The sequence below is a fragment of the Nocardiopsis suaedae genome (assembly GCF_027706745.1).
Taxonomy (GTDB): domain Bacteria; phylum Actinomycetota; class Actinomycetes; order Streptosporangiales; family Streptosporangiaceae; genus Nocardiopsis_A; species Nocardiopsis_A suaedae.
In genome coordinates, this window is sequence record NZ_JAQFWP010000009.1 from 23,384 (window position 1) to 41,877 (window position 18,494).

Annotated in this window: 15 protein-coding genes; 2 read left to right on the top strand and 13 right to left on the bottom strand. The window is 75.2% G+C overall.

Annotation, left to right across the window (positions count from 1 at the left end; all coding sequences use genetic code 11):
* Positions 1-80 precede the first annotated feature (80 nt).
* The 8 genes from O4U47_RS06780 to sbnA form a co-directional block, all read right to left on the bottom strand.
* A complete protein-coding gene (locus O4U47_RS06780) occupies positions 81-1,340 on the bottom strand; it encodes a type III PLP-dependent enzyme (RefSeq protein ID WP_270676739.1) in 1,260 nt (419 codons plus the stop codon).
* Positions 1,337-2,161 (bottom strand): HpcH/HpaI aldolase family protein, encoded by an 825-nt coding sequence (locus O4U47_RS06785; protein WP_270676740.1) that lies wholly within the window; start codon positions 2,159-2,161, stop codon positions 1,337-1,339. Before O4U47_RS06785 ends, O4U47_RS06780 begins: the two co-directional genes overlap by 4 nt.
* Positions 2,155-3,978, bottom strand: coding sequence for an IucA/IucC family protein (locus O4U47_RS06790; protein ID WP_270676741.1), 1,824 nt, complete (start codon positions 3,976-3,978; stop codon positions 2,155-2,157). Before O4U47_RS06790 ends, O4U47_RS06785 begins: the two co-directional genes overlap by 7 nt.
* The gene (locus O4U47_RS06795; RefSeq protein ID WP_270676742.1) at positions 3,975-5,744 is read right to left on the bottom strand and encodes an IucA/IucC family protein; all 1,770 of its coding nucleotides are present in this window, start codon (positions 5,742-5,744) and stop codon (positions 3,975-3,977) included. Before O4U47_RS06795 ends, O4U47_RS06790 begins: the two co-directional genes overlap by 4 nt.
* Positions 5,745-6,165: 421 nt before the next feature.
* Positions 6,166-7,410, bottom strand: coding sequence for an MFS transporter (locus O4U47_RS06800; protein ID WP_270676743.1), 1,245 nt, complete (start codon positions 7,408-7,410; stop codon positions 6,166-6,168).
* Entirely contained in the window at positions 7,410-9,221 is a 1,812-nt protein-coding gene (locus O4U47_RS06805) for an IucA/IucC family protein (protein ID WP_270676744.1), read from the bottom strand. Before O4U47_RS06805 ends, O4U47_RS06800 begins: the two co-directional genes overlap by 1 nt.
* 13 nt (positions 9,222-9,234) lie before the next feature.
* Complete coding sequence (gene sbnB, locus O4U47_RS06810) at positions 9,235-10,266, bottom strand: 2,3-diaminopropionate biosynthesis protein SbnB (protein ID WP_270676745.1); 1,032 nt, start codon at positions 10,264-10,266, stop codon at positions 9,235-9,237.
* A 164-nt stretch (positions 10,267-10,430) separates the two neighbouring features.
* A complete protein-coding gene (gene sbnA, locus O4U47_RS06815) occupies positions 10,431-11,477 on the bottom strand; it encodes a 2,3-diaminopropionate biosynthesis protein SbnA (protein ID WP_270676746.1) in 1,047 nt (348 codons plus the stop codon).
* Between the two features lie 511 nt (positions 11,478-11,988).
* Here sbnA and O4U47_RS06820 point away from each other — a divergent pair.
* Positions 11,989-12,396, top strand: a complete 408-nt coding sequence (locus tag O4U47_RS06820; RefSeq protein ID WP_270676747.1) for a hypothetical protein — start codon at positions 11,989-11,991, stop codon at positions 12,394-12,396.
* Between the two features lie 87 nt (positions 12,397-12,483).
* Here the strand turns inward: O4U47_RS06820 and O4U47_RS06825 are convergent, their stop codons facing one another.
* Positions 12,484-12,999, bottom strand: a complete 516-nt coding sequence (locus O4U47_RS06825) for a pyridoxamine 5'-phosphate oxidase family protein (RefSeq protein WP_270676748.1) — start codon at positions 12,997-12,999, stop codon at positions 12,484-12,486.
* 80 nt (positions 13,000-13,079) lie between these two features.
* On the opposite strand from O4U47_RS06825, the gene O4U47_RS06830 reads away from it, so the two are divergent.
* Positions 13,080-13,718: a TetR/AcrR family transcriptional regulator C-terminal domain-containing protein gene (locus tag O4U47_RS06830; protein ID WP_270676749.1), complete on the top strand. Its 639-nt coding sequence runs from the start codon at positions 13,080-13,082 to the stop codon at positions 13,716-13,718.
* Here the strand turns inward: O4U47_RS06830 and O4U47_RS06835 are convergent.
* The 4 genes from O4U47_RS06835 to O4U47_RS06850 are packed head-to-tail and all read right to left on the bottom strand — an operon-like array spanning position 13,655 to position 18,311.
* Positions 13,655-14,728, bottom strand: a complete 1,074-nt coding sequence (locus tag O4U47_RS06835) for a CobW family GTP-binding protein (protein WP_270676750.1) — start codon at positions 14,726-14,728, stop codon at positions 13,655-13,657. The two genes, O4U47_RS06830 and O4U47_RS06835, sit on opposite strands and share 64 nt — an antisense overlap.
* A gap of 53 nt (positions 14,729-14,781) precedes the next feature.
* Complete coding sequence (locus O4U47_RS06840; RefSeq protein WP_270676751.1) at positions 14,782-16,155, bottom strand: UbiD family decarboxylase; 1,374 nt, start codon at positions 16,153-16,155, stop codon at positions 14,782-14,784.
* Positions 16,152-16,841 carry a UbiX family flavin prenyltransferase gene (locus tag O4U47_RS06845; protein ID WP_270676752.1) on the bottom strand — a complete coding sequence of 230 codons (690 nt, stop codon included), beginning with the start codon at positions 16,839-16,841 and terminating at the stop codon, positions 16,152-16,154. The genes O4U47_RS06840 and O4U47_RS06845 overlap by 4 nt, the downstream gene beginning before the upstream one ends.
* A 27-nt stretch (positions 16,842-16,868) precedes the next feature.
* Entirely contained in the window at positions 16,869-18,311 is a 1,443-nt protein-coding gene (locus O4U47_RS06850; protein ID WP_270676753.1) for a nucleobase:cation symporter-2 family protein, read from the bottom strand.
* Positions 18,312-18,494 lie beyond the last annotated feature (183 nt).

Below are 18,494 nucleotides of genomic sequence, written 5' to 3' on the forward strand. Positions count from 1 at the left end.
GCGCCGCGCTCGACAGCGCTGCCCAAAGGGCCGCCCCGTAGCCGGTCCGTGCTCCGGGGGATAAGAGCCCGGACTCGCCTTCACCCCCCTCCGTCGCCCAGGAACACCTGTTCCGGGTGCGGGTGCGACAGGAAGTCGTGGTGCGAGATCTCCCAGCCGTAGGCGCCCGCGTGGCTGAACACCAGGACGTCGCCCGCCCGGACGCGGGGCACCCGCACCTCCCGGGCCAGGACGTCCTTCGGGGTGCACAGCTCGCCCACCACCGTGACCGGCTCCCCTGACACCTCCGGCCGCGGGAGGCCCGATTCCCACTCCTCCACCGGGAACACCGTGAACGGGTGGCTGTGCTGCCACGACGCGGGCAGCCGGAACTGGTGCGTGCCGCCCCGCACCAGCGCGTACCACGTGCCGTGGTTCCGCTTCACGTCCAGCACCTCCACCGCGTACCGGCCGCACTCGGCGGTCAGGAACCGGCCGCACTCGAAGTCGATCTCCCGCACGTGGTCCGGGAACGTCTCCACCAGATCGGCCAGCCCGCGCGTGAAGCCCTCCCAGTCGAACCGCGCGTCGAGGTCGACGTAGTCGACCCCGATGCCGCCGCCGACGTTGAGCACCTCGCACCGCACGCCGAACTCCCGCTCCCACGCCGCCGCCTTGTCCCGGTACATGCGCAGCACGTCCAGGTGCGCCTCGGCAGAGAGGTTGTTGGAGATCGAGTGCAGGTGGAACCCGGCGAGCCGGACGCCCGGGAGCGCCACGGCGGCGGCCACCGCGTCCGGCAGGTCCGCCTCGTCGATGCCGAACTGGGTGGGGCGCCCCGCCATCGCCAGCGTCGCCGACGGGAACGGCCCGGCGAGGTTCACCCGCAGCAGCACCTCGGCGTCGGTACCGGCCGCCACCGCCGCCCGGGAGATGCGGTGCAGCTCCAGCACGCTCTCCGCGTGCAGCCGGGTGACGCCCTGCCGCAGGGCCTCGGCGATCTCCTCCGGCGTCTTCGCCGGTCCGCCGAAGATCACCGGGATGCCGGGGCCGACCGCCCGCGCCTTGGCCACCTCGCCGCCGGAGGCCACCTCGAACCCGGCCACGACGGGGGCCAGGGTCCGCAGCACCGGGGCGGCGCTGTTGGCCTTCATCGCGTAGAACATCCGGCACCGCTCGGGCAGCGGGGCCACCACCCGCTGGGCATGGCGGGCGAGGGCGTCCAGGTCGTAGCCGAACAGGCAGACCGGGTCGGGCCCCGCGGCGCGGTCGGCGATCACCTCGGCGAGCGCGCCGCCGGGCGCAGAGGCGACAGAGGGTTCAGCGGGGGCGGCAGGGGGAGAAGGCGTCACGGCGCTCACCGGGCCTCACCGCCCTTCCCGGCCACCCCGGCCACCCCGTCCGACCCGGCCGGGCCGGCGTCGCGGTGCGCGTCCAGGTGCCCGCGCAGGGCGCGGAAGGCCAACCCCCGCTCCTCGCCCAGCACGAAGGCCTTCACCCCGGCCTCGCGCCACGCCTTGTGGTCCTCCGGCGTGCGCGGCAGGGCGCAGTACGGAACCCCGTGCTCCACGCATGCCGCGTGGATCCGCCGCAGCGCGTCCACCACCACCGGGTCGCGCGTCCGCCAGGTCACCCCGTAGGACTGCGACAGGTCGGCGGCGCCCTCCAGGACGAGATCGATGCCGCCCCCGGCCAGGATCTCCGGCAGGGCGTCGACCCCTTCGGCGTCCTCGATCATCGGGACCACCATCACCTCCTCGTTAGCGCACCGCACGTACTCGGCCAGGTCGATCAGGCCGAACCCGGGAACGCGCCCGCCGTTGAGGCTGCGCATGCCCTCGGGCGCGTACCGGGCCGCGCGGACCGCCGCGTCGGCGTCGGCGCGGGTGCGCACGTGCGGGACGACGACCCCCATGGCGCCCGCGTCCAGCGCCTTGAGGATCGCCCCCGGGTCCTTCTCGGGGACCCGCACGAACGGGGTGACGCCGACGGCCTCGGCCGCCCGCACCAGGTTCTCCAGGCCCTCGGGGTCGACGAGCGCGTGCTCGCTGTCCAGCACGACGAAGTCGTATCCGGCGCAGCCGATCATCTCCACGAGCACCGGGTTCGGGATGGAGCAGAACAGGCCGTACACCTCCCGCCCCTCCCGCAGGGCAGAGCGGACCGCGTTGGGCTTCAGCACCGCTCCACCCCCGCCCCGGACAGCGGGTTGGGCACCGCGTGCACGCGGAGCTCGGTGTCGGGCAGCAGCCGTCGCGTGGTCAGCTTCTCCACCTCCAGGGTCGGCTTGAAGACGTCGAACAGGGTGAAGCGGTCCTCCATGCCCTCCTGGCCCGCGAACCGCTTCTGGTAGGCGCGCACCTCGTCCCGGACGAGCGACCAGAACTCCTCCTCTTCGAACCCGTAGGCGTCGTCGAGGAACAGCGCCAGCTCGCCGACGTTGACGAAGAACAGTGCGTCCAGCAGGAAGTCGGCGACCTGGGCCGGGTCGTCGGTCTCCAGGAACGAGTTGGCGTTGACGTGGTGGGGCGGCGGGGCGGCCAGGTCGGGCCGGTCCTCGGGGCGGGCCAGGTGGCCGGGGGAGAAGCGGATCCCGTCGTGGAAGTCCTTCAGCGCCACCCGCTCGGGCACCCCGTCCCTGTGCACCAGCACCATGTTCTGGGCGTGCGCCTCGCACGCGATGCCGTGCCGGAACAGCAGGTGCAGCAGCGGCAGCACCCCCGCACGCACCACCCCGCGCACCCACGGGCGCACGCCCTGCGCCCGCACCCACGGGTCGACCATCGGGGTGCTGTCCAACTCCCGGGCGGTGAGCGCGGTGAACGGCACCGCCCGCTCGCCCTCCCGCAGGAACGGGTGGAGGCTCTCGCGCCAGATGCAGGCGAGCGCGCCGTAGGTGTCCGAGCGCACCATCTCCGCCGCCGGGGCCGGGTCGACGGAGGCGCCCATCACCTCGCCGAGCACGATGGTGCGGCACTCGTCGCGCAGGTACGCGTCGTCGGCGGCGATGCCGCGCAGCCAGTCCGACACCAGGGGGGCGTTGGCCACCGTGTGCGGGGCCAGCACCCGGCTCGTCGAGGTGTTGACGATGGACAGCGCGAGCTTGAGGTACGGGCGCTCGGGTGCGTCCCGGCAGCTCAGGGTGCGGATGGACTGCTGGGCGGCGAACGCGTGCGGGTCCTCGCCCAGCGGCACGACCTCCTGTCGGCGCAGCTGGGCGGCCCACAGCGGCGCGATGTGCTCGCGCCACTGCCACGGGTGGACGGGGACCGGCGTGTAGTCGCCGGGGTCCAGGCCGTCGGCGGCCAGGCGCTCCCGGAACGCGGCCGCGGTGTCCGCGCCGAGCTGCCCGTCCAGGAAGGCGTCCTCGTCCAGCCCGGCCGCCGCCGACACCCGGGCGACGTCACGGCGGGCGGCCACCCACAGCGGCCGGACCGGGTTCAGGAACTCCGGGCCGTAGGCGGCGTGGTCGTCGAGGTCGAATCCGATGCGGGACTTGTAGGCCGGGTGGTACCGGTGCCCGTCGGTGACCGTCCCCTCCAGGGTGTCGTAGTCGTGCCGGGCCATGACGTCGCCCCGCCCGGCGCGCACGTACTGCGCCAGCGTGTCCTTGACCAGCGTCGCCTCCAGCTCCCGGGCGAAGCGGGCCAGGCAGTCGGGGTCGGCCGTCAGCGCCGGGCGGGCCTCGGCCAGGAAGCGGGCGGGCGAGTCGGCCTCGGCGGAGGCGCCCCCGGCCTCCCGGCGGACCGGGTCGGGGCCGAGCGCCACGCGGCCGAAGCCGTACCGGCGGCGGGCGGTGAACACGTACCGCACCGGCTCCCCGCGGTCGTCCGCGCCCTCGACGGCGACGGCGCCGCCGCCGGCGTCGACGGTGCGCACCGCGTCCTCGTACAGCAGCGACTCCACCAGCTGGCGGAACACCCGCCACCGGACCGCGTCGTGGGCCGGGGCGCGCAGCGCGGCGGCGACCGGGAGTTCGGGAACGGGCGGGGCGGTCATCGGTTCACCTCGAACAAGGGGTTGGGGACGTCGACGTACAGGGGATCCTCGCCCCGCCCGGCGAACCGGCTGACCAGGTTCGCCTTGGCGGGCAGGGAGGGGCGGGAGAGCAGGTCGGCGGCGCGGGCGCCGGGCCGGCCGGCCAGGACGCGGCGGACCGTGCCCCAGAGCGCGGCCTCGTCGGCGCCGGTGTGCCGCCCCAGCACGGCGACCACATGGCCGAGCTGGTTGGTCACCGCGTAGTAGCGCAGCCGCAGCCAGGCCTCGTCGTCGCCGTAGAGCAGCGGGCTGTCCGGGGCCAGGCCGGTGCCGGGGCGCAGGCGGTCCCGGCTGACGGCGGTGCCCTCCATGTCCCGCACCCGGAGGGCGGCGGGACGGCCGCCGTCGGTGGCCAGCAGGGCGTTCTGCGCGTGCGCCTCGAAGGCCACGCCGTCGCGCTCGAACACCTCCAGCAGTGGGACCAGGGACACGGCGAGGTAGCGGCGCAGCCAGTCGGCGGTGTGGTCGGCGCCGGGGTGTGCGCCGGGGTCGGGGGAGCAGCGGCGCACCTCGCGCACGAGGCCGGGCTCCTCGCCGTCGCGCTCCTCCAGGAGGGAGGCGAGCACCTGGGGGGCCTGCCGCCCGTCGGTGAAGGGGTTGTCGCGGTAGAGCACGCCGAGGTCGGCGGCGAGGTCGTCGCCGACGGCGGCCGGGTCGAGCGTGCGGAAGCCGGTCTCGGCGAGCGCGGCGAAACCGGGGTGGTCCCACTCCGGGGCGAGCGCTCCGACCACGGCCGCGGCGTCGGCCGCGCGCACCAGGTGCGGCACGGGGTTGGTGCGGACGAAGTTGGTGATGCGCACGTGCAGCGGCAGCTTCCAGGAGGTGGGGAAGCGCGGGTCGCAGACGGTGCGCACCGAGGAGGTGGGGTAGACCCGCGCGCCGAGGGGGCCCAGATCGGTGAGCAGGCCGTCGGCGGTCAGGCGCACGGCCTCGGGGCGGGACGCGAGGTGGTGGGCCTGCCAGGGGTGGACCGGGATCAGGGCGGGGGCGCCGTCCGGGGCGTCGCCGCCCAAGGCCTCCCGCGCCGCGGCGGCGACCGGGTCGGGGGTCCACTGACCGGGGCCGGTGCGGCGCTCCAGGAGGATGCTCCGGTCCACGGCGAACCAGTGCGGGACGAAGGAGGCGCCCAGCTCGGGGGCGTAGGAGGCGAGTTCATCGCCGAACCCCTGGACGCTCTTGGGGGTGGGATGGAAGGGGTGGCCCAGGAGGACGGACTGCTCGGCGGCGCGGGTCGGGTCGCCGGGTGCGCCGGTTTCGGTAGTGGCGCCGGTGCCGGTGCCGACGCCGGTGTTCCGGTGGTGCTCCAGGTACCGCGTGGTGGCGTCGACGCTGCTCCGGATCTGCTCGGCGAGTGTGCGCTTGCGGTCGTCGGCGTCGGGGACCGGGCCGAACACGCGGGCGGCGATCGCCTCCACCTCGTCGAGGACCAGCCGGACCAGGTCGTCGAGGTGGACGGGGGCGGAGGCGCCGCGCGAGGGCTCCAGCCGCAGGGGTGCGCCGTAGGCGTGGTGGCCGAACACGGAGCGGTGGACGACGGGCACGACGAGGGAGGCGTCCGCGACGGGGAGGGCGATCCGCGCCCGGTCGCCGCCGTCCGGGACGAGGGGGGTCCCGGATTCACGGAGGTAGGTGTTGAGGAGCCGCTGCACCGCGGCCCGCTCGGCCTCGGCGCGGGGATCGGCATGCGTTCGTGTGCGGTGTGCGGTGGCGGTGGTCATGGGCGTCATCGGACTCGTCCTCGGGGTGCGGAGGCCGCTGGGGCGTGTGCCTCTGGTGCTGTTCGGTCGGCGGTCGGTCGTCGGCGGACACCCGTGGGGATCGCCGACGGTGCCGGAGGGGTGTCGTCTCCGTTCGGCGGGTTCGGCGTCGGTGTCACGGCTTCGGGCCGGTCCCGTCGTCCCGTCGGGGCCTTGCCCGGTGGCCCGCCCACCGGCGGGCGGCCGAGGGCCGCCGGACCGATGGGGGATGGCCGTGAGGGCCGACGACCTCTCGGGCGGTCCGGCCGGGCGTCCGTACACCGGCTCTTGACCTCGTCTTCCATGGAGCTGTAGCGGGGGCGGTGGAGGGCGGTCCGGGGGCGGGGGCGACCGCTGGGACGGCCCGGCGGGGTGTTCGCGTCACAGGTCTGGATGTCATCTCCCACCTCGCTCACGGACGGGACGGCGCCAGGCGCTGGGGGACGGGCTTCGGGGCGTCGCCGCGCACGCCCCACGCCGCCAGGCCCGACGCCGCGATCAGCAGCGCCCCGATCGCGGCGAACGCCGCGGGCGCCGGCAGGAGCCCGGCCAGGAGCGCCCCCAGCAGCGGGCCGATCACCTGGCCGGTGTCGACCAGGCCGTTCGCCGTGCCCAGCGCCGCGCCCCGGCTCTGCTCGGGCACCACGCGGCAGACCGTGTGCTGCACCGACTGCACCAGCGCCGCGAAGCAGAACCCCTGCGCGGCCCGTAGCGGCAGCAGCGCACCCGGCGAGGCGGGCACCCCCTGCAGCGCCACCGCCACCCCGCACCCCGCCGCCGCGACGGCGAAGCTCACCGCCGGCCGTCCGCGGTCGTTGCGGGCGCCCCACCACGGCCCGCCGGCCAGGGACGCCGCCCACGTGGCCGCCTGCAGCACCCCCACCCACACCGACGCCGCCGCCACCGACCCGGTCAGCTCGGCGACCCGCGGCGCGAACACCACGACCAGCGCGAACACCGACGCCTGGCCGAGCATCCCGGCCGCCACCAGCGACCGCCCGCACGGGGCGGAGGCGATCCGCCCGAGCGTCGCGCGCAGCCCCGGGCGCGCCGGGCCGCCGGCCGCCGGACGCGCGGCCCGCCGGTTCGGCAGCAGCACCGCCGCCAGGGCGGCGGCCACCACCAGCAGCGCCGCCACGCACCCGAACAGCGCGCCGAACCCGAACCGCCCGGCGAGCACCCCGCCGACCAGCGGTCCCACCAGCGACCCCGCCCCGGTGGCCCCGAACAGGGTCCCCAGGGCGCGGCCGCGGCGCCCGTCCTCGGCCAGCGTGCTCGCGTACGTCGCGGTGGCGCCCACCACACCGCCGCAGGCGCCCTGCAGCAGTCGGCAGGCCAGGAAGAAGGCCGGACCGTCGGCCAGCGCCATCAGCCCCACGGCCAGGGCCAGCCCGGCGTGCGCGCGCACCACCATGGCCTTGTGGCCGTACCGGTCGCCGACCATCCCCCACAGCGGGGCGGCGGCGAGCTGCGCGACCGCCGGAGCGGCCAGCGAGACGCCGGTCCACCACGCCACCTCGGCGGGCCCCAGCCCCAGGGACGCCAGGTAGAAGGGCAGGAGCGGCACCACGACGGTGAGCCCCGCGACGGCGGCGAACTGGCCGAACCACAAGGTGCGGAACGCCCGGCGCTCCGTCTCGGGGACGGGCGGCGCCATCACCGCACCACCGCGGGTGCCGGGACCAGCGGGTTGGGCACCCGGCCGGTGTCGGCGGGCATGCTGACGCCCGTCGAGCGGCCACGGCGCAGCAGTGGCCCCAGCACCCTGCGGTGCGGCCACTCCCGGGCGCGCAGCACATGCTCCTCGACCAGCGCGGCGACCGGCCCCGGCAGGCCGAGCCGGTCCAGGCAGGACTCGACGGAGGTGCGCAGCGCGCCCCAGAGCACACGCTCGTCGGTGCCGGAGTGGCGGGCCAGCGCGTCGGCGATCCCGTACAGGTTGACCTGGAAGCCCAGCGTCTGCAGGTAGCCGAGCAGTTCCTCGGGGCGGTCCAGGCTCAGCGACTGCGGTGCGCCGGGCTTGACCCGGTAGCCCGGGTCGGGCGTCCCGGCGGCGGCCATCAGCTCCGGGCACAGCCGCAGCGTGTCGTGGTCGCGCAGGACGAACCGGCGCACCCCGCCGTCGGCCAGGACGGCCACCGTGTTCTGCCCGTGCAGCTCGGGCAGCACGCCGTGGCGCAGGAAGGCCAGGCCCATCGCGCAGAACGCCTCGGCGACGGGGCGGAACAGGCCCACCGGATCATCGGGGTCGAACCCGGCGGCGGCCAGGGCCGGGCCGAGCACGTCCCACTCGTGGGCGGCGAGGGCCCCCATGGGCAGCACCAGCGCGTCCGGATCGGCGAACAGGCCGGGCGGGTAGCGGCGCACCTGGGCGGCCAGGTGGCCGGGCCGGTCGGCGAAGGTGTCGTCGGCACCGGGCGCCGACCATCCGCACCAGGTCCGCTCGTCGCACACCTCGACCAGGGCGCCGAGCACGGGGTCGGCCCCCAGCAGGTGCTCCATGCAGGACTGCGCCCGCTCGCCGTTGTCCAGGTAGCGGGGCGGCAGCAGCCGGGCGGCGGCCAGCGTGGCCGCGCCGACCGGGAGCTTCAGGTGCGGGCCGGGCCCGGGGGCGGAGGCCAGGGTGCGCAGGGAGGAGGTCGGGTGGAAGCGGCCGATGTCCGGCCCGAGGGGGACGATGGTGCGGTCGGCCAGCTCACGGGCGAACTCGGTGGGCAGGACGCGGTCCCACTGCCAGGGGTGGACCGGGACCGCCGTGTAGGCGTCGTCGTCGATGCCCGCGCTGCGGGCCAGTGCGCGCAGCGTCTCGCGGCCGTCGTCGTCGAGCAGCGCGGCGGCCGGGTCGGCGGAGTCGGGGCCGGAGCCGAAGCGCAGGTGGTCGCGGCGGACCGCCGCCCAGTGGACGCCGAGCGGCTCGGCGCGCATCGGGCCGTAGCAGGCGACCTCGGCGGCCGACCAGCCGGAGACCGCGCGCGCCGTGGGATGGAACGGGCGGTTCCGGGTGGCGGCCAGGCGCTCCCCGGCGAGCAGCCCGCCGGGGCGGGGTGCGCGGTCGGGCAGGGCACGGGCACCGCGCAGGACGACGTCGGCGTGGGCGACGGCGTCCCGCAGGTCGTCGGCGGCACCGTCGGCGGCGGGGCCGTCGGTGAGGGCGCGGAGGGCCTCGTCGGGGGCGAGGGGGCGGGGCGCGCCGGGGGAGCCGACGTGCCAGACGGGCCCACGGGAGAGGCGGAGCCGCTGGAGGGCCCCGCCGTCGACGGCCCGGAAGGCGAGGTCGCCCAGCCGGCACCAGGCCTCACCGGGGGCGAGGTCGGCACCGGGCACGGGCGGGGCGGGGGACGCGTCCGGGGACGGGAGCGTCCGGGGCACGGCCGCCGAGGCCGGCCCCGCCTCCGGGGCCGGCCCTTCCCGCAGCACCGTGTCCACCAGGTCGCGCAGCACCAGCTCCGCAGGGTCGGGGCAGGTCATGGCCGCACCGTCCTCAGTACAGGTCCAGGCGGGTGCCCGCGCCCGCGGCCAGGGCGCGGCGGTACACTTCGGCGGCGCACGCGATGTCCTCCACGGCCATGCCCATGGGGTTGAGCACGATGCGCTCCCCGTCGTCCTCCCGCCCCGGGCGGGTGCCCGCCAGGATCTCGCCGAGCTCGGCGTGCAGCGCCTCCCGGGAGAACCGGCCCTCCAGCACGAGCTGGTTGATGACCTTCTTCTCGCGGTTGCTCTGCTCCCAGTCGTCCACCACCACCTTGTCCGCGGCGAGGAAGACCTCCTTGTGCACGTCCATGATCGACACGTTCGCCAGGAACGACCCGGGCTTGAGCCAGTCCGCCTCGATGTAGGGGCTGTCGGTGACCGTGCACGGCACCACCACGTCCCCGGCGCGCACCGCCTGCTCGGCGCTCTCGGCGACCACCACCCCCAGGTTCGGGTGCTCGGCGGCCAGGCGGGCGGCCAGCGCCTCGGCGGCGTCGCCGCGGGTGTCGTACAGGTGCACGGTCCCGATCCCGCCGAACTGCTGCAGGAGGGCGGCGATCTGCGTCGACCCGATGACGCCGCAGCCGACCAGGGCGACGTCGGTGAAACCGGGCCGGGCCAGGTGCCGGGCGGCCAGCGCGGTGACCGCCGCGGTCCGCCACGCGCTGATCAGGCCGCCCTCCATGATCGCCACCGGGTAGTTGGTGGCCGGGTCGTTGAGGACGATCACCGCGCTGGCCCGCTCCCGGCCGGTGCGGGCGGGGTTGTCGTGCTTGCTGCCGATCCACTTCAGCCCCGACATCCCCGGGTCCCCGACGTGGGCGGGCATGGCGATGATGCGGTCGGCGATGTGCCCCGCCTTGCCCTGGGTGCGCAGGTAGGGCTTGAGCGGCTGGACCGTGCGCCCCAGCGCGTGCTGCTGCAGCGCCTCGTCGAGGGCGCGGACGTACAGGTCGGAGCGGTCGCCCCCGACCGAGGCGACGTCGCCCCGGCTCAGGTACAGGATCTCGGGCTTGTCCGCGGGGGCGGCGTTGGGGTCCATGCGCGGGTCCTCCGGGGTGGGTGCGGCCGGGCACTGCGCCCGGCCGGGGCGGGAATCGGTGGTGCGGGTACGGCGGTGGAGGCGGGCGGTGCCGGACGGTGCCGGGCGCCGGCCTCCGGGGTACGGGCGCGGAGCGGGAACGGGCCCACACGGCGCCCGGACGGCTAGAGCACGGCGGGGGCGCGGCGGCGGGCGCGCATCTGCTCCAGCCACGCGTCGTCGTAGACCATGTCGATGTAGCGGTCGCCGCGGTCGGGGAAGATCGCGAGCACCCGGTCGCCGGGGCCGAGCCGGGGCAGCGTGCGCCGGATCGCGGCGACCACGGCGCCGCTGGACCCGCCCGCGAAGACGCCTTCGGCGGCCAGCAGCTCGCGGCAGCTCTCGGCGGCCTCCACGTCGTCCACGTGCACGACCTCGTCGATCTCCTCGGGGCGCAGCAGCTCGGGGACGCGGCTGGAGCCGATGCCGGGGATCTCCCTCGGGGCGGGCGCCCCGCCGAAGATCACCGAGCCGACCGCGTCCACCGCGACAACGCGCAGGTCCGGGAAGCTCTCGCGCAGCCGGCGCGCGCAGCCCAGGATGCTGCCGCTGGTGCTGACCGGCGCGAACAGGTACGACGGCGGGCGGACGAGCTGCCGGGCCAGCTCCGCGCCGGTGCCGTGGTAGAAGGCCTGCCAGTTGCGGTCGTTGGCGTACTGGTTGACCCACACGGCGCCGGGGATCTCGGCGGTCAGCTCGCGGACGCGGCGGATGCGGGTGTGCAGGTAGCCCCCGGCCTCGTCGGGCTCGGTGACGGTCTCGACGGTGGCGCCCAGGCGGCGCAGCAGGGCCGTGTTGGCGCTGGTGGTCTTGGGGTCGACGACGCAGACGAAGCGCAGCCCGTGGACGAGCGCGGCCATCGCCAGGGCGATGCCGAAGTTGCCGGAGCTGCTCTCGACCACGGTGCCGCCGGGCCGGAGGGACCCGTCGGCCAGGCCGGCCTCCACGATGTGGCGGGCCGAGCGGTCCTTCATGCTGCCGCCGGGGTTCATCAGCTCCAGCTTGGCCAGCACTTCGGGGCCGGGCCCGGGGAAGAGGCGCCGGAGGGCGACGACCGGGGTGTCGCCGACGCAGTCGAATAGGGATTCATAGACCGATTCGCGCGAGGGCTCAGGGATCGGTTCGCGAATCGGAGGCGGGTGCGGGAGGCCGACGGCCTTTTCGGCGGTCACGGTGCTCCTTCGACTCTCGTGCCTGGTCCAGGGGCGCGGAGGACGCGATGGGCAGGGGGAACGGGGCGTGCCGGAGCAATATAAGGGCAGCCTTCCCTAAACCGTCAACACCGAACACGGTGGCGGAGAACCGGTCCGTTCCGGTATCGCGCGCGGCCGCGTGTGCGGGCCCGCCGCGACGGGCGGGGAGGGCGGCGCGCGGTGTCGCCTTCGTCGCATCCAGGCGACACCGTGTCGGCACGGCGGGGCGACGGAGAGCGCCGCGCCCGCCGGTCGCCACCTCGGCACGGCGCGCGCTCTACCTGCGGATTCACCGTTTTAGCCCGCCCGTGCGCCGCGAGAGGGGTCCGGGTCCGCGCCCGGGCCTCGGAGGCGGCGAGGTGTCCGTACCAGGCGGTAGGCATTCCCGGATCGCACCCGTACGGACCTGGTCTGTCATGATTTCGTGCTCGGACGGGCACCTGTACCGGACGCCCCGGCCCGCCCCATCGCTCCCCTGGAGAGGCCGCACGTGACGAAGCCCACTTCGCCGCTGTCCGACTTCGTTCGCCGCACCCTCGACCACCACCGGATGAGCTACCGGCAGCTCGCCGAGGCCGCCGTCGACCCGGAGACGGGGGAGCGGCTCGACCACCGGTGGCTCAACGGCCTGGTGAAGGGCAGGTACGCGACCGCGCCCGCACCGGCCCGCCTCAGGGCGCTCGCGGCGGGCCTGCGGGTCCCGCCGGTGGTGGTGAAGAGACTGGCCGCCCAGCAGTTCCTGGACCTGGAGACCGACGGCGGGGAGGACGTGGGCGACGACGCCTACCTGATCTATCTCCAGGCCAAGCGCCTCCTTCCGGAGGACCGCGCAGTGGTCCGCGACCTCGTCCGCCGCCTGGCCGACTGCGCGTCCGTCGGCCCGCCCGCCTGCCGCTGACCCGGCTGCCGGTGTCCCGGGTCGGCGAGCGGGGCCGGGGAATCGCCCTGCTCCGGCGCGTGGGAGGTGGCCGAGGCCGGCGGGCGCTCACCCCCCGTTCTCGGCGTCGAAGTTCCACCGGGTGAGGTCCCCGGGAAAGCCTGCGAGGGTCCATCCGTACGCCCTCCGCGGCCGCATGCGGTAGACGACGCGGTCGACCTCCTCACCCTCGGCGGGGCGGCGCGCCCCGAGCGCCGCGTACTTCTCCAGCCACTCGTCGATGGAGGACTCCCCGCCGACCCGCTCGGCCCGTCCCTCGACGGCCAGCACCTCCTCCCCGTCCTCCAGGTTGACCTGCATCCTGGGGTTCTCCTCCAGGTTGCGGGCGGTGCGCGTGGCCGGCTGCGTCGCGAACAGGAAGCCGTCCGCGCTCCACAGCCCCCAGAAGGGCCGGGCGAGCGGGCGGCCGTCGGCGCTCGACGTGGCCACCCAGTACGTGCGCGCCCCGGCCAGCCGGCGGTGGGCCTCCCGCCAGGTCAGCAGGCCCACCGCCGAGCGGCCCGGTTCGGCCCCCTGGTAGTCGGCGGGGATGCGGGCGCGCTCGGCCGCGGGTTCGGGTGTCATGTGGGCCTCCATGCGGTCGTCTCTTATACGGCGTACATGGACACCGTAGAGGAACCCTTGTACGCCGTATAGTGGGGCGGGTGGACACGCTGACCCCCGGCGCCGTCGCCGCCCGGGCACTGGAGATCGCCGACGCTGAAGGGCTCGCCGCCGTGAGCATGCGCCGCCTCGCCCGCGAGCTCGGCGTCACCCCGATGGCGCTGTACTGGCACTTCAGCACCAAAGAGGCCCTCCTCGACGGGATGGCCGACCGGGTTCTGGCCGAGGTCGACCTCCCCGAGGGCGGCGGTGCCCCGTGGCGGCCGCGCCTTGAAGGGCTGCTGCGCTCCTTCCTGGACGTGCTGCGCCGCCATCCCGCCGGTCCCGACCTGCTCACCGGGGCGGGGGAGCTGACCGAGCACCGCCTGCTCGTCCAGGAGTCGGCGCTGGGGCTGCTGGCCGAAGCGGGCTTCTCCCCGGAGGAGGCGGTGCAGGTCGTCGGGCACGCCACCGCGACCCTGGTGTCCTTGGCGCGGAATCAGGCCGGGCGGGCCGATGAGCGGCGCGCCCGTGAGGTCTTGGCCCATCTGCTGGCGCTCCCGCCCGACCGCTACCCGCACACCGTCGAGGCGGCCGGGCCCATCAGCGCCTGCTCCGACCCCGACACCTACTTCGCCTACGGCATCGCGCTGCTGCTCGCCGGGATCGACGCCCTGGCCGGGGTCCGGCCCCCGGCCTGAGCCGGGGAGCAGAAGCGCAGCGCGCGCCCGAGCTCCTCCCGGGACGGCAGGTCCCTGCCGATCACCACCACGCGGGTGCTCCTCCGTTCGCCGTTCCACGGAGTGCCCGGGGTGATCTCGAACAGCGTGTGCACGCCCTGCAGCACGAACCGGCGCGGGTCGCCCCCGACCGCCAGCAGCCCCTTGATCCGGTAGACGTCCGGCCCGCGCTCGCGCAGGAAGTCCTCCGCCCACTCGCGCACCGCGTCCGCGTCCACCTCTTCCTCAACCTCCACCGAGACCGAGTCCAGCGTCGGGTCGTGCAGGTGGGCGCCCTCGTCCCAGCCGTCCATCGCGTCCGGGGCCCCGGCGACGCGCCCCGCGCCGCCGAACGCCCCGATCGCCAGGACCCCCGCCACATCGATGTCGGCGTAGCGCGCCCGGATCACGTCCGCGGTGGCGTTCACCCCCCTGATGCGCTCTTCCACCGCGTCGGCCTCCTCCGGGGACACCAGGTCGGTCTTGTTCAGGACCACCCGGTCGGCGAAGGCGATCTGGTCGGTCACGCGCGTGCCGACGCCACCGCCCTCTCCGCCCTCCCCGGCGGCCCCGTCCAGGTGCGCCCGGGCGTGCAGCGCGTCCACCATGGTCACCACCCCGTCCAGTTCGAACGCGGCCGCGATCTCCTCGTCCACGAAGAACGTCTGGGCCACCGGGTCCGGGTCGGCCATGCCGCTGGTCTCGATGAGCACCCGGTCGAAGCGCTCCGGGCGCTCCAGGAGCCGGTGCAGGATGTCGATCAGGTCGGTGCGCGCCGTGCAGCACAGGCAGCACCCGTTGCTCATCTCGATGATCTCCTCGTCACCGGTGAGCACCAGCGCGTCGTCGATCGGGATCTCGCCGAACTCGTTCTCGACGACGGCGATCCGGGCCCCGTGGTCGGCGGTGAGGATGCGGTTGACCAGCGTCGTCTTCCCCGAGCCGAGGAAGCCGGCGAGGACCGTGACGGGGATCTTCGGGGATGCGGTCATGGGAGTCTCTCCAATCGGTCGGTGGTGCCGGGCGCGTGCGGTGGGCGGGGCGGTCAGCCGAGGATCCGCCGCGCCCGTTCGCGCGCGTGTGGTGACACCTCGATGCGGTGCCCCTCGAAGTCCGGCCCACGGGTGGCGTCCAGGCCCATCCGCGAGGTCGTGCCGTCGGCCCCTGAGGACGGGTCGAGCGGCGACCCCGGGAGGCCGTCGGCCACCAGCAGGTCGCGGTGCGGCTGGAAGTGCGTCGCCAGCGCCCAGAGGACGTCCCCGTCCCGGGTGACGTCCACGTCGTCGTCGACCGCCACGACGGTCTTCAGGTACGGGTCCCACCCGAGCAGGCCGAGCATGACCTGGCGCGCCTGTCCGGGCCGGTGGCGGCGCAGCGCCACATAGCAGTGGAAGTGCGTCCCCGAGGAGGGGTAGTGCACCGCGGTGACGTCGGGGAACCGCTCCTTGAGGCGCGCGGCCATCTCCGACTCCCGCGGGATGCGGGCCAGGTTCAGGTGCTCGTCGGTGTTGCCGCCCTCGACGTCGACCAGGAGCGCATCCGCGCGCCGCATGACGGCGTCGACCTCGATCACGTTGTTGGTCGACCGGTTCGAGGAGTACCCGGAGAACTCCCCGAAGGGCCCCTCGTCGGCGCGGGCCGCCGGGTCGATGGTGCCCTCCAGCACGAAGTCCGCCCACGCCGGGACCCGGATCCCGTGGTGCGGGGTGGCCACCACGTCCAAGGGCTCGCCGAACAGTCCGCCCGCGATCTCCCGCTCGTCGACCCCGTACCCGACCCGGGCCGACGCCGCCAGCATGAACAGCGGGTGCCCGCCGACCACCATCGCCACGGGAAGCGTGCGGCCGAGTTCGGCGCAGCGGTTCAGCATGCGCCACAGGTCCCCGCGCGAGTGCAGGCTCGTGGCCAGCCGCCGCGGGGAGTCGGCCATCGACCGGTGGTAGCTCATGTTCCCCGTGCCGGTCTCGGGGTCCTCGGCGATGATGATGCCGCTGGTGATGTAGGGCGCCCGGTCGGATGCGAAGTGCCGCAGCATCGGCAGGTCCGCGAGGTCGACACCGTCCCCCGAGGCGACGGACGACAGCACCGGTCCGCCGTCCAGCAGCCGCGGCGCCAGACGGTTCGCGGACCGCTCCATGTAGGCGCCGTGCAGCCCGCCCGGGCCGACCCCCAGCATGCGGGCGACCCGCTCCCGGGAGGCGAACACGTTGCTCAGCACGGGAACGCCGAGCCCTTCGACATCGCGGCAGAGCACCATGTCGCGCCGCCCCCGCGCCGCCAGTTCGTAGACCAGCCCGGTCACGCCCTGGTCGGCCGGTACCGGGTCGTCGACCACCAGCACGTCCTCGGGGTGCGCGGCCAGGTAGGAGTCGAGGAAGGCGTGCGGGTCCTGGCGCGGGGAAGGGGACGGCGCGGTCACGAGTGCGCACCCCCCTCGGCGCCCGCCGGGGCGGGCGCGCCCGCCCAGCGGCGGTAGAGGTCGTGGTCGATCCCGAATTGGTCCAGCACCTTGCCGCTCCAGTGGTCGAGGAGGTCGTCGATGGTCTCGGGCGCGTGGTAGAAGGCGGGCACGGGCGGGAGCACGGTCGCCCCGGCCTCGGTGGCCGCGGCCATGTTGCGCAGGTGCACCAGGCTCAGCGGCGTCTCCCGGGTGACCAGCACCAGGCGGCGCCGCTCCTTCAGGCACACGTCGGCCGCCCGGGTGAGCAGCGTGTCGGACAGGCCGTGGGCGATCCCGGCGAGCGTCCTCATGGAGCACGGCACCACCACCATCCCCAGGGTCGTGAAGGACCCGGAGGCGATCGGGGCGGCGACGTCCTCGGCGCGGTGGTACGCGGTCGCCAGGGCCGCGACGTCGGTGGCGCGCAGGCCCGCCTCGATCTGCAGCGTGCGCCGGGCCGCCCGGGAGAGCACCAGGTGGGTGTCGAGCCCGCCGAGGCGCCGGACCGCCTTGAGGAGGTGGACGGCCAGGTGCGGCGCGCTGGCGCCGCTCACCCCGACGACCAGGCGCGGGCGGCGGCCCACCGGGGGAGGCGGGACGGCCGCGGGCGGGAGGGGCGGGTACGGGTCGGGCACGGACATGGAGGCCTCTCGACTCTTGGGCACAGGGGGCAGGGGAGGGGGCCGCCGGTGTCAGGTGCCCGGGGCCCTCCCGTCGCGGCCGGGGCGGTCCTCCGGTTCCTCCGGCTTCTCCCGGGCGTCGGCGCGGCCCCCGTTGAAGAGGAGGTTCAGCACCACCGCGAGCGCGGTCCCCGTCGCGACGCCGCTCTCCAGGAACATCCCGGCCAGGTCCGGCATCCGGGTGTAGAACTCCGGGACGTAGGCGGGCACCAGGCCCGCGCTCAGGGAGACCATGACCGTCATCAGGTCGCCCGGCCGCCCGAAGTCCACCGCCGCGAGCAGCTGCACGCCGGTGACGACCAGCGCCCCGAAGGTCACCACCGCGGCGGCGCCGATCACGGGTTCGGGGAAGGCCGCGAACACCTCCCCGACCGGGCGGAACACTCCCAGGACGATCAGGATCACCCCGCCGACGGCCACCGGGAAGCGGCTGCGCACCCCGGTCAGTGCGATCAGCCCGATGTTCTGGCCGAAGGTGGTGTAGACGAACCCGCTGAACACCCCGCTCAGCGCGGTCATCAGCCCGTCCACCCGCAGCAGCCGCGCGATCTCCGGCGGCCCCACCGGGCGGCCGACGACCCGGCCCACCGCCACGCCCTGCCCGGACGCCTCGACGGTGATGACCAGGATGATCACCATGAAGAGCAGGATGGAGGGCAGGTGGAACTGCGGTGCGCCGAAGTGCAGCGGCCCGGGCAGGGCCGCCACCGGCCCCGCGCCGACGCCGCCCAGGTCGCCCATGCCGACCGACCAGCCGACCCCCGCACCGGCGACCAGCGCGAACAGGATCGACAGCTGCCCGGCCACCCCTTTGAGCAGCCGCCGCAGCACCACGATCAGGGCGACGGTGAAGGCCGCGAGCGCGATCCGGCCCAGGGAACCGTACCCGGGGGCGTCCGGGTCGTCGCCGACGATCATCCGCAGCCCGACCGGGATGAGGGTGAGCCCGATCAGCGCGATGACGGTCCCGGTCACCACGGCCGGGAACAGCCGGAGCAGGGTGCCGAAGAGGGGCGCCAGCAGGATCCAGGCGGTGCCGCCGACCAGGAGCGAGCCGTAGACCGTGGGCAGTCCGTGCTCCCCGCCGACCAGCACCATCGGGATGATGCCGTTGGAGGCGGCGCCGACGACCAGGGGCATGCGGATGCCGAACTTCCACAGGCCGAGCGACTGCAGGAGGGTGCCGGCGCCGGCCAACACCAGGTCGATGCTGACCAGCACGGCGACGGCGTCGTCGTCCAGGCCGAGCGCCGCCCCCACGACGATCGGGACGATCACCACGCCGGCGTACATGATGAGCACGTGCTGAAGGCCGAACAGGACGGTCTTCACGGCGGAGTGCCGTTCATCGGCGGCGGACACGGCGGAGGCCGCGGAGGCGGCGGACGCGGGGGGTTCGGGGGAGTCGGACGGCGGCCCGGCGGCCCTGTCGTCTCGCGAGTCGTCCCAGACCATAAGCTCCCTCACCTTTGCGAGGGGTCCCGCGGGTGCGGCCGTGCCGACGCGGGATCCCTCTCGGTTGGCCCCCGGCCGCTCGGGTCGTCCCGCTTTGAAGCACCTTCGAGGCTTTGGCGTTGTCGCGTTCGGAAGAAGGTTCCGAGGAGGTTCGGAGGAGGGGATCGGGAAGCCGCCGCGCCG

Coding starts and splice junctions, on each gene's coding strand:
- O4U47_RS06805 (WP_270676744.1), bottom strand. CDS start 9,221: ATGACCTGCCCCGACCCTGCGGAGCTGGTGCTGCGCGACCTGGTGGAC.
- O4U47_RS06795 (WP_270676742.1), bottom strand. CDS start 5,744: ATGACGCCCATGACCACCGCCACCGCACACCGCACACGAACGCATGCC.
- O4U47_RS06850 (WP_270676753.1), bottom strand. CDS start 18,311: ATGGTCTGGGACGACTCGCGAGACGACAGGGCCGCCGGGCCGCCGTCC.
- O4U47_RS06790 (WP_270676741.1), bottom strand. CDS start 3,978: ATGACCGCCCCGCCCGTTCCCGAACTCCCGGTCGCCGCCGCGCTGCGC.
- O4U47_RS06825 (WP_270676748.1), bottom strand. CDS start 12,999: ATGACACCCGAACCCGCGGCCGAGCGCGCCCGCATCCCCGCCGACTAC.
- O4U47_RS06835 (WP_270676750.1), bottom strand. CDS start 14,728: ATGACCGCATCCCCGAAGATCCCCGTCACGGTCCTCGCCGGCTTCCTC.
- O4U47_RS06800 (WP_270676743.1), bottom strand. CDS start 7,410: ATGGCGCCGCCCGTCCCCGAGACGGAGCGCCGGGCGTTCCGCACCTTG.
- sbnB (WP_270676745.1), bottom strand. CDS start 10,266: ATGGACCCCAACGCCGCCCCCGCGGACAAGCCCGAGATCCTGTACCTG.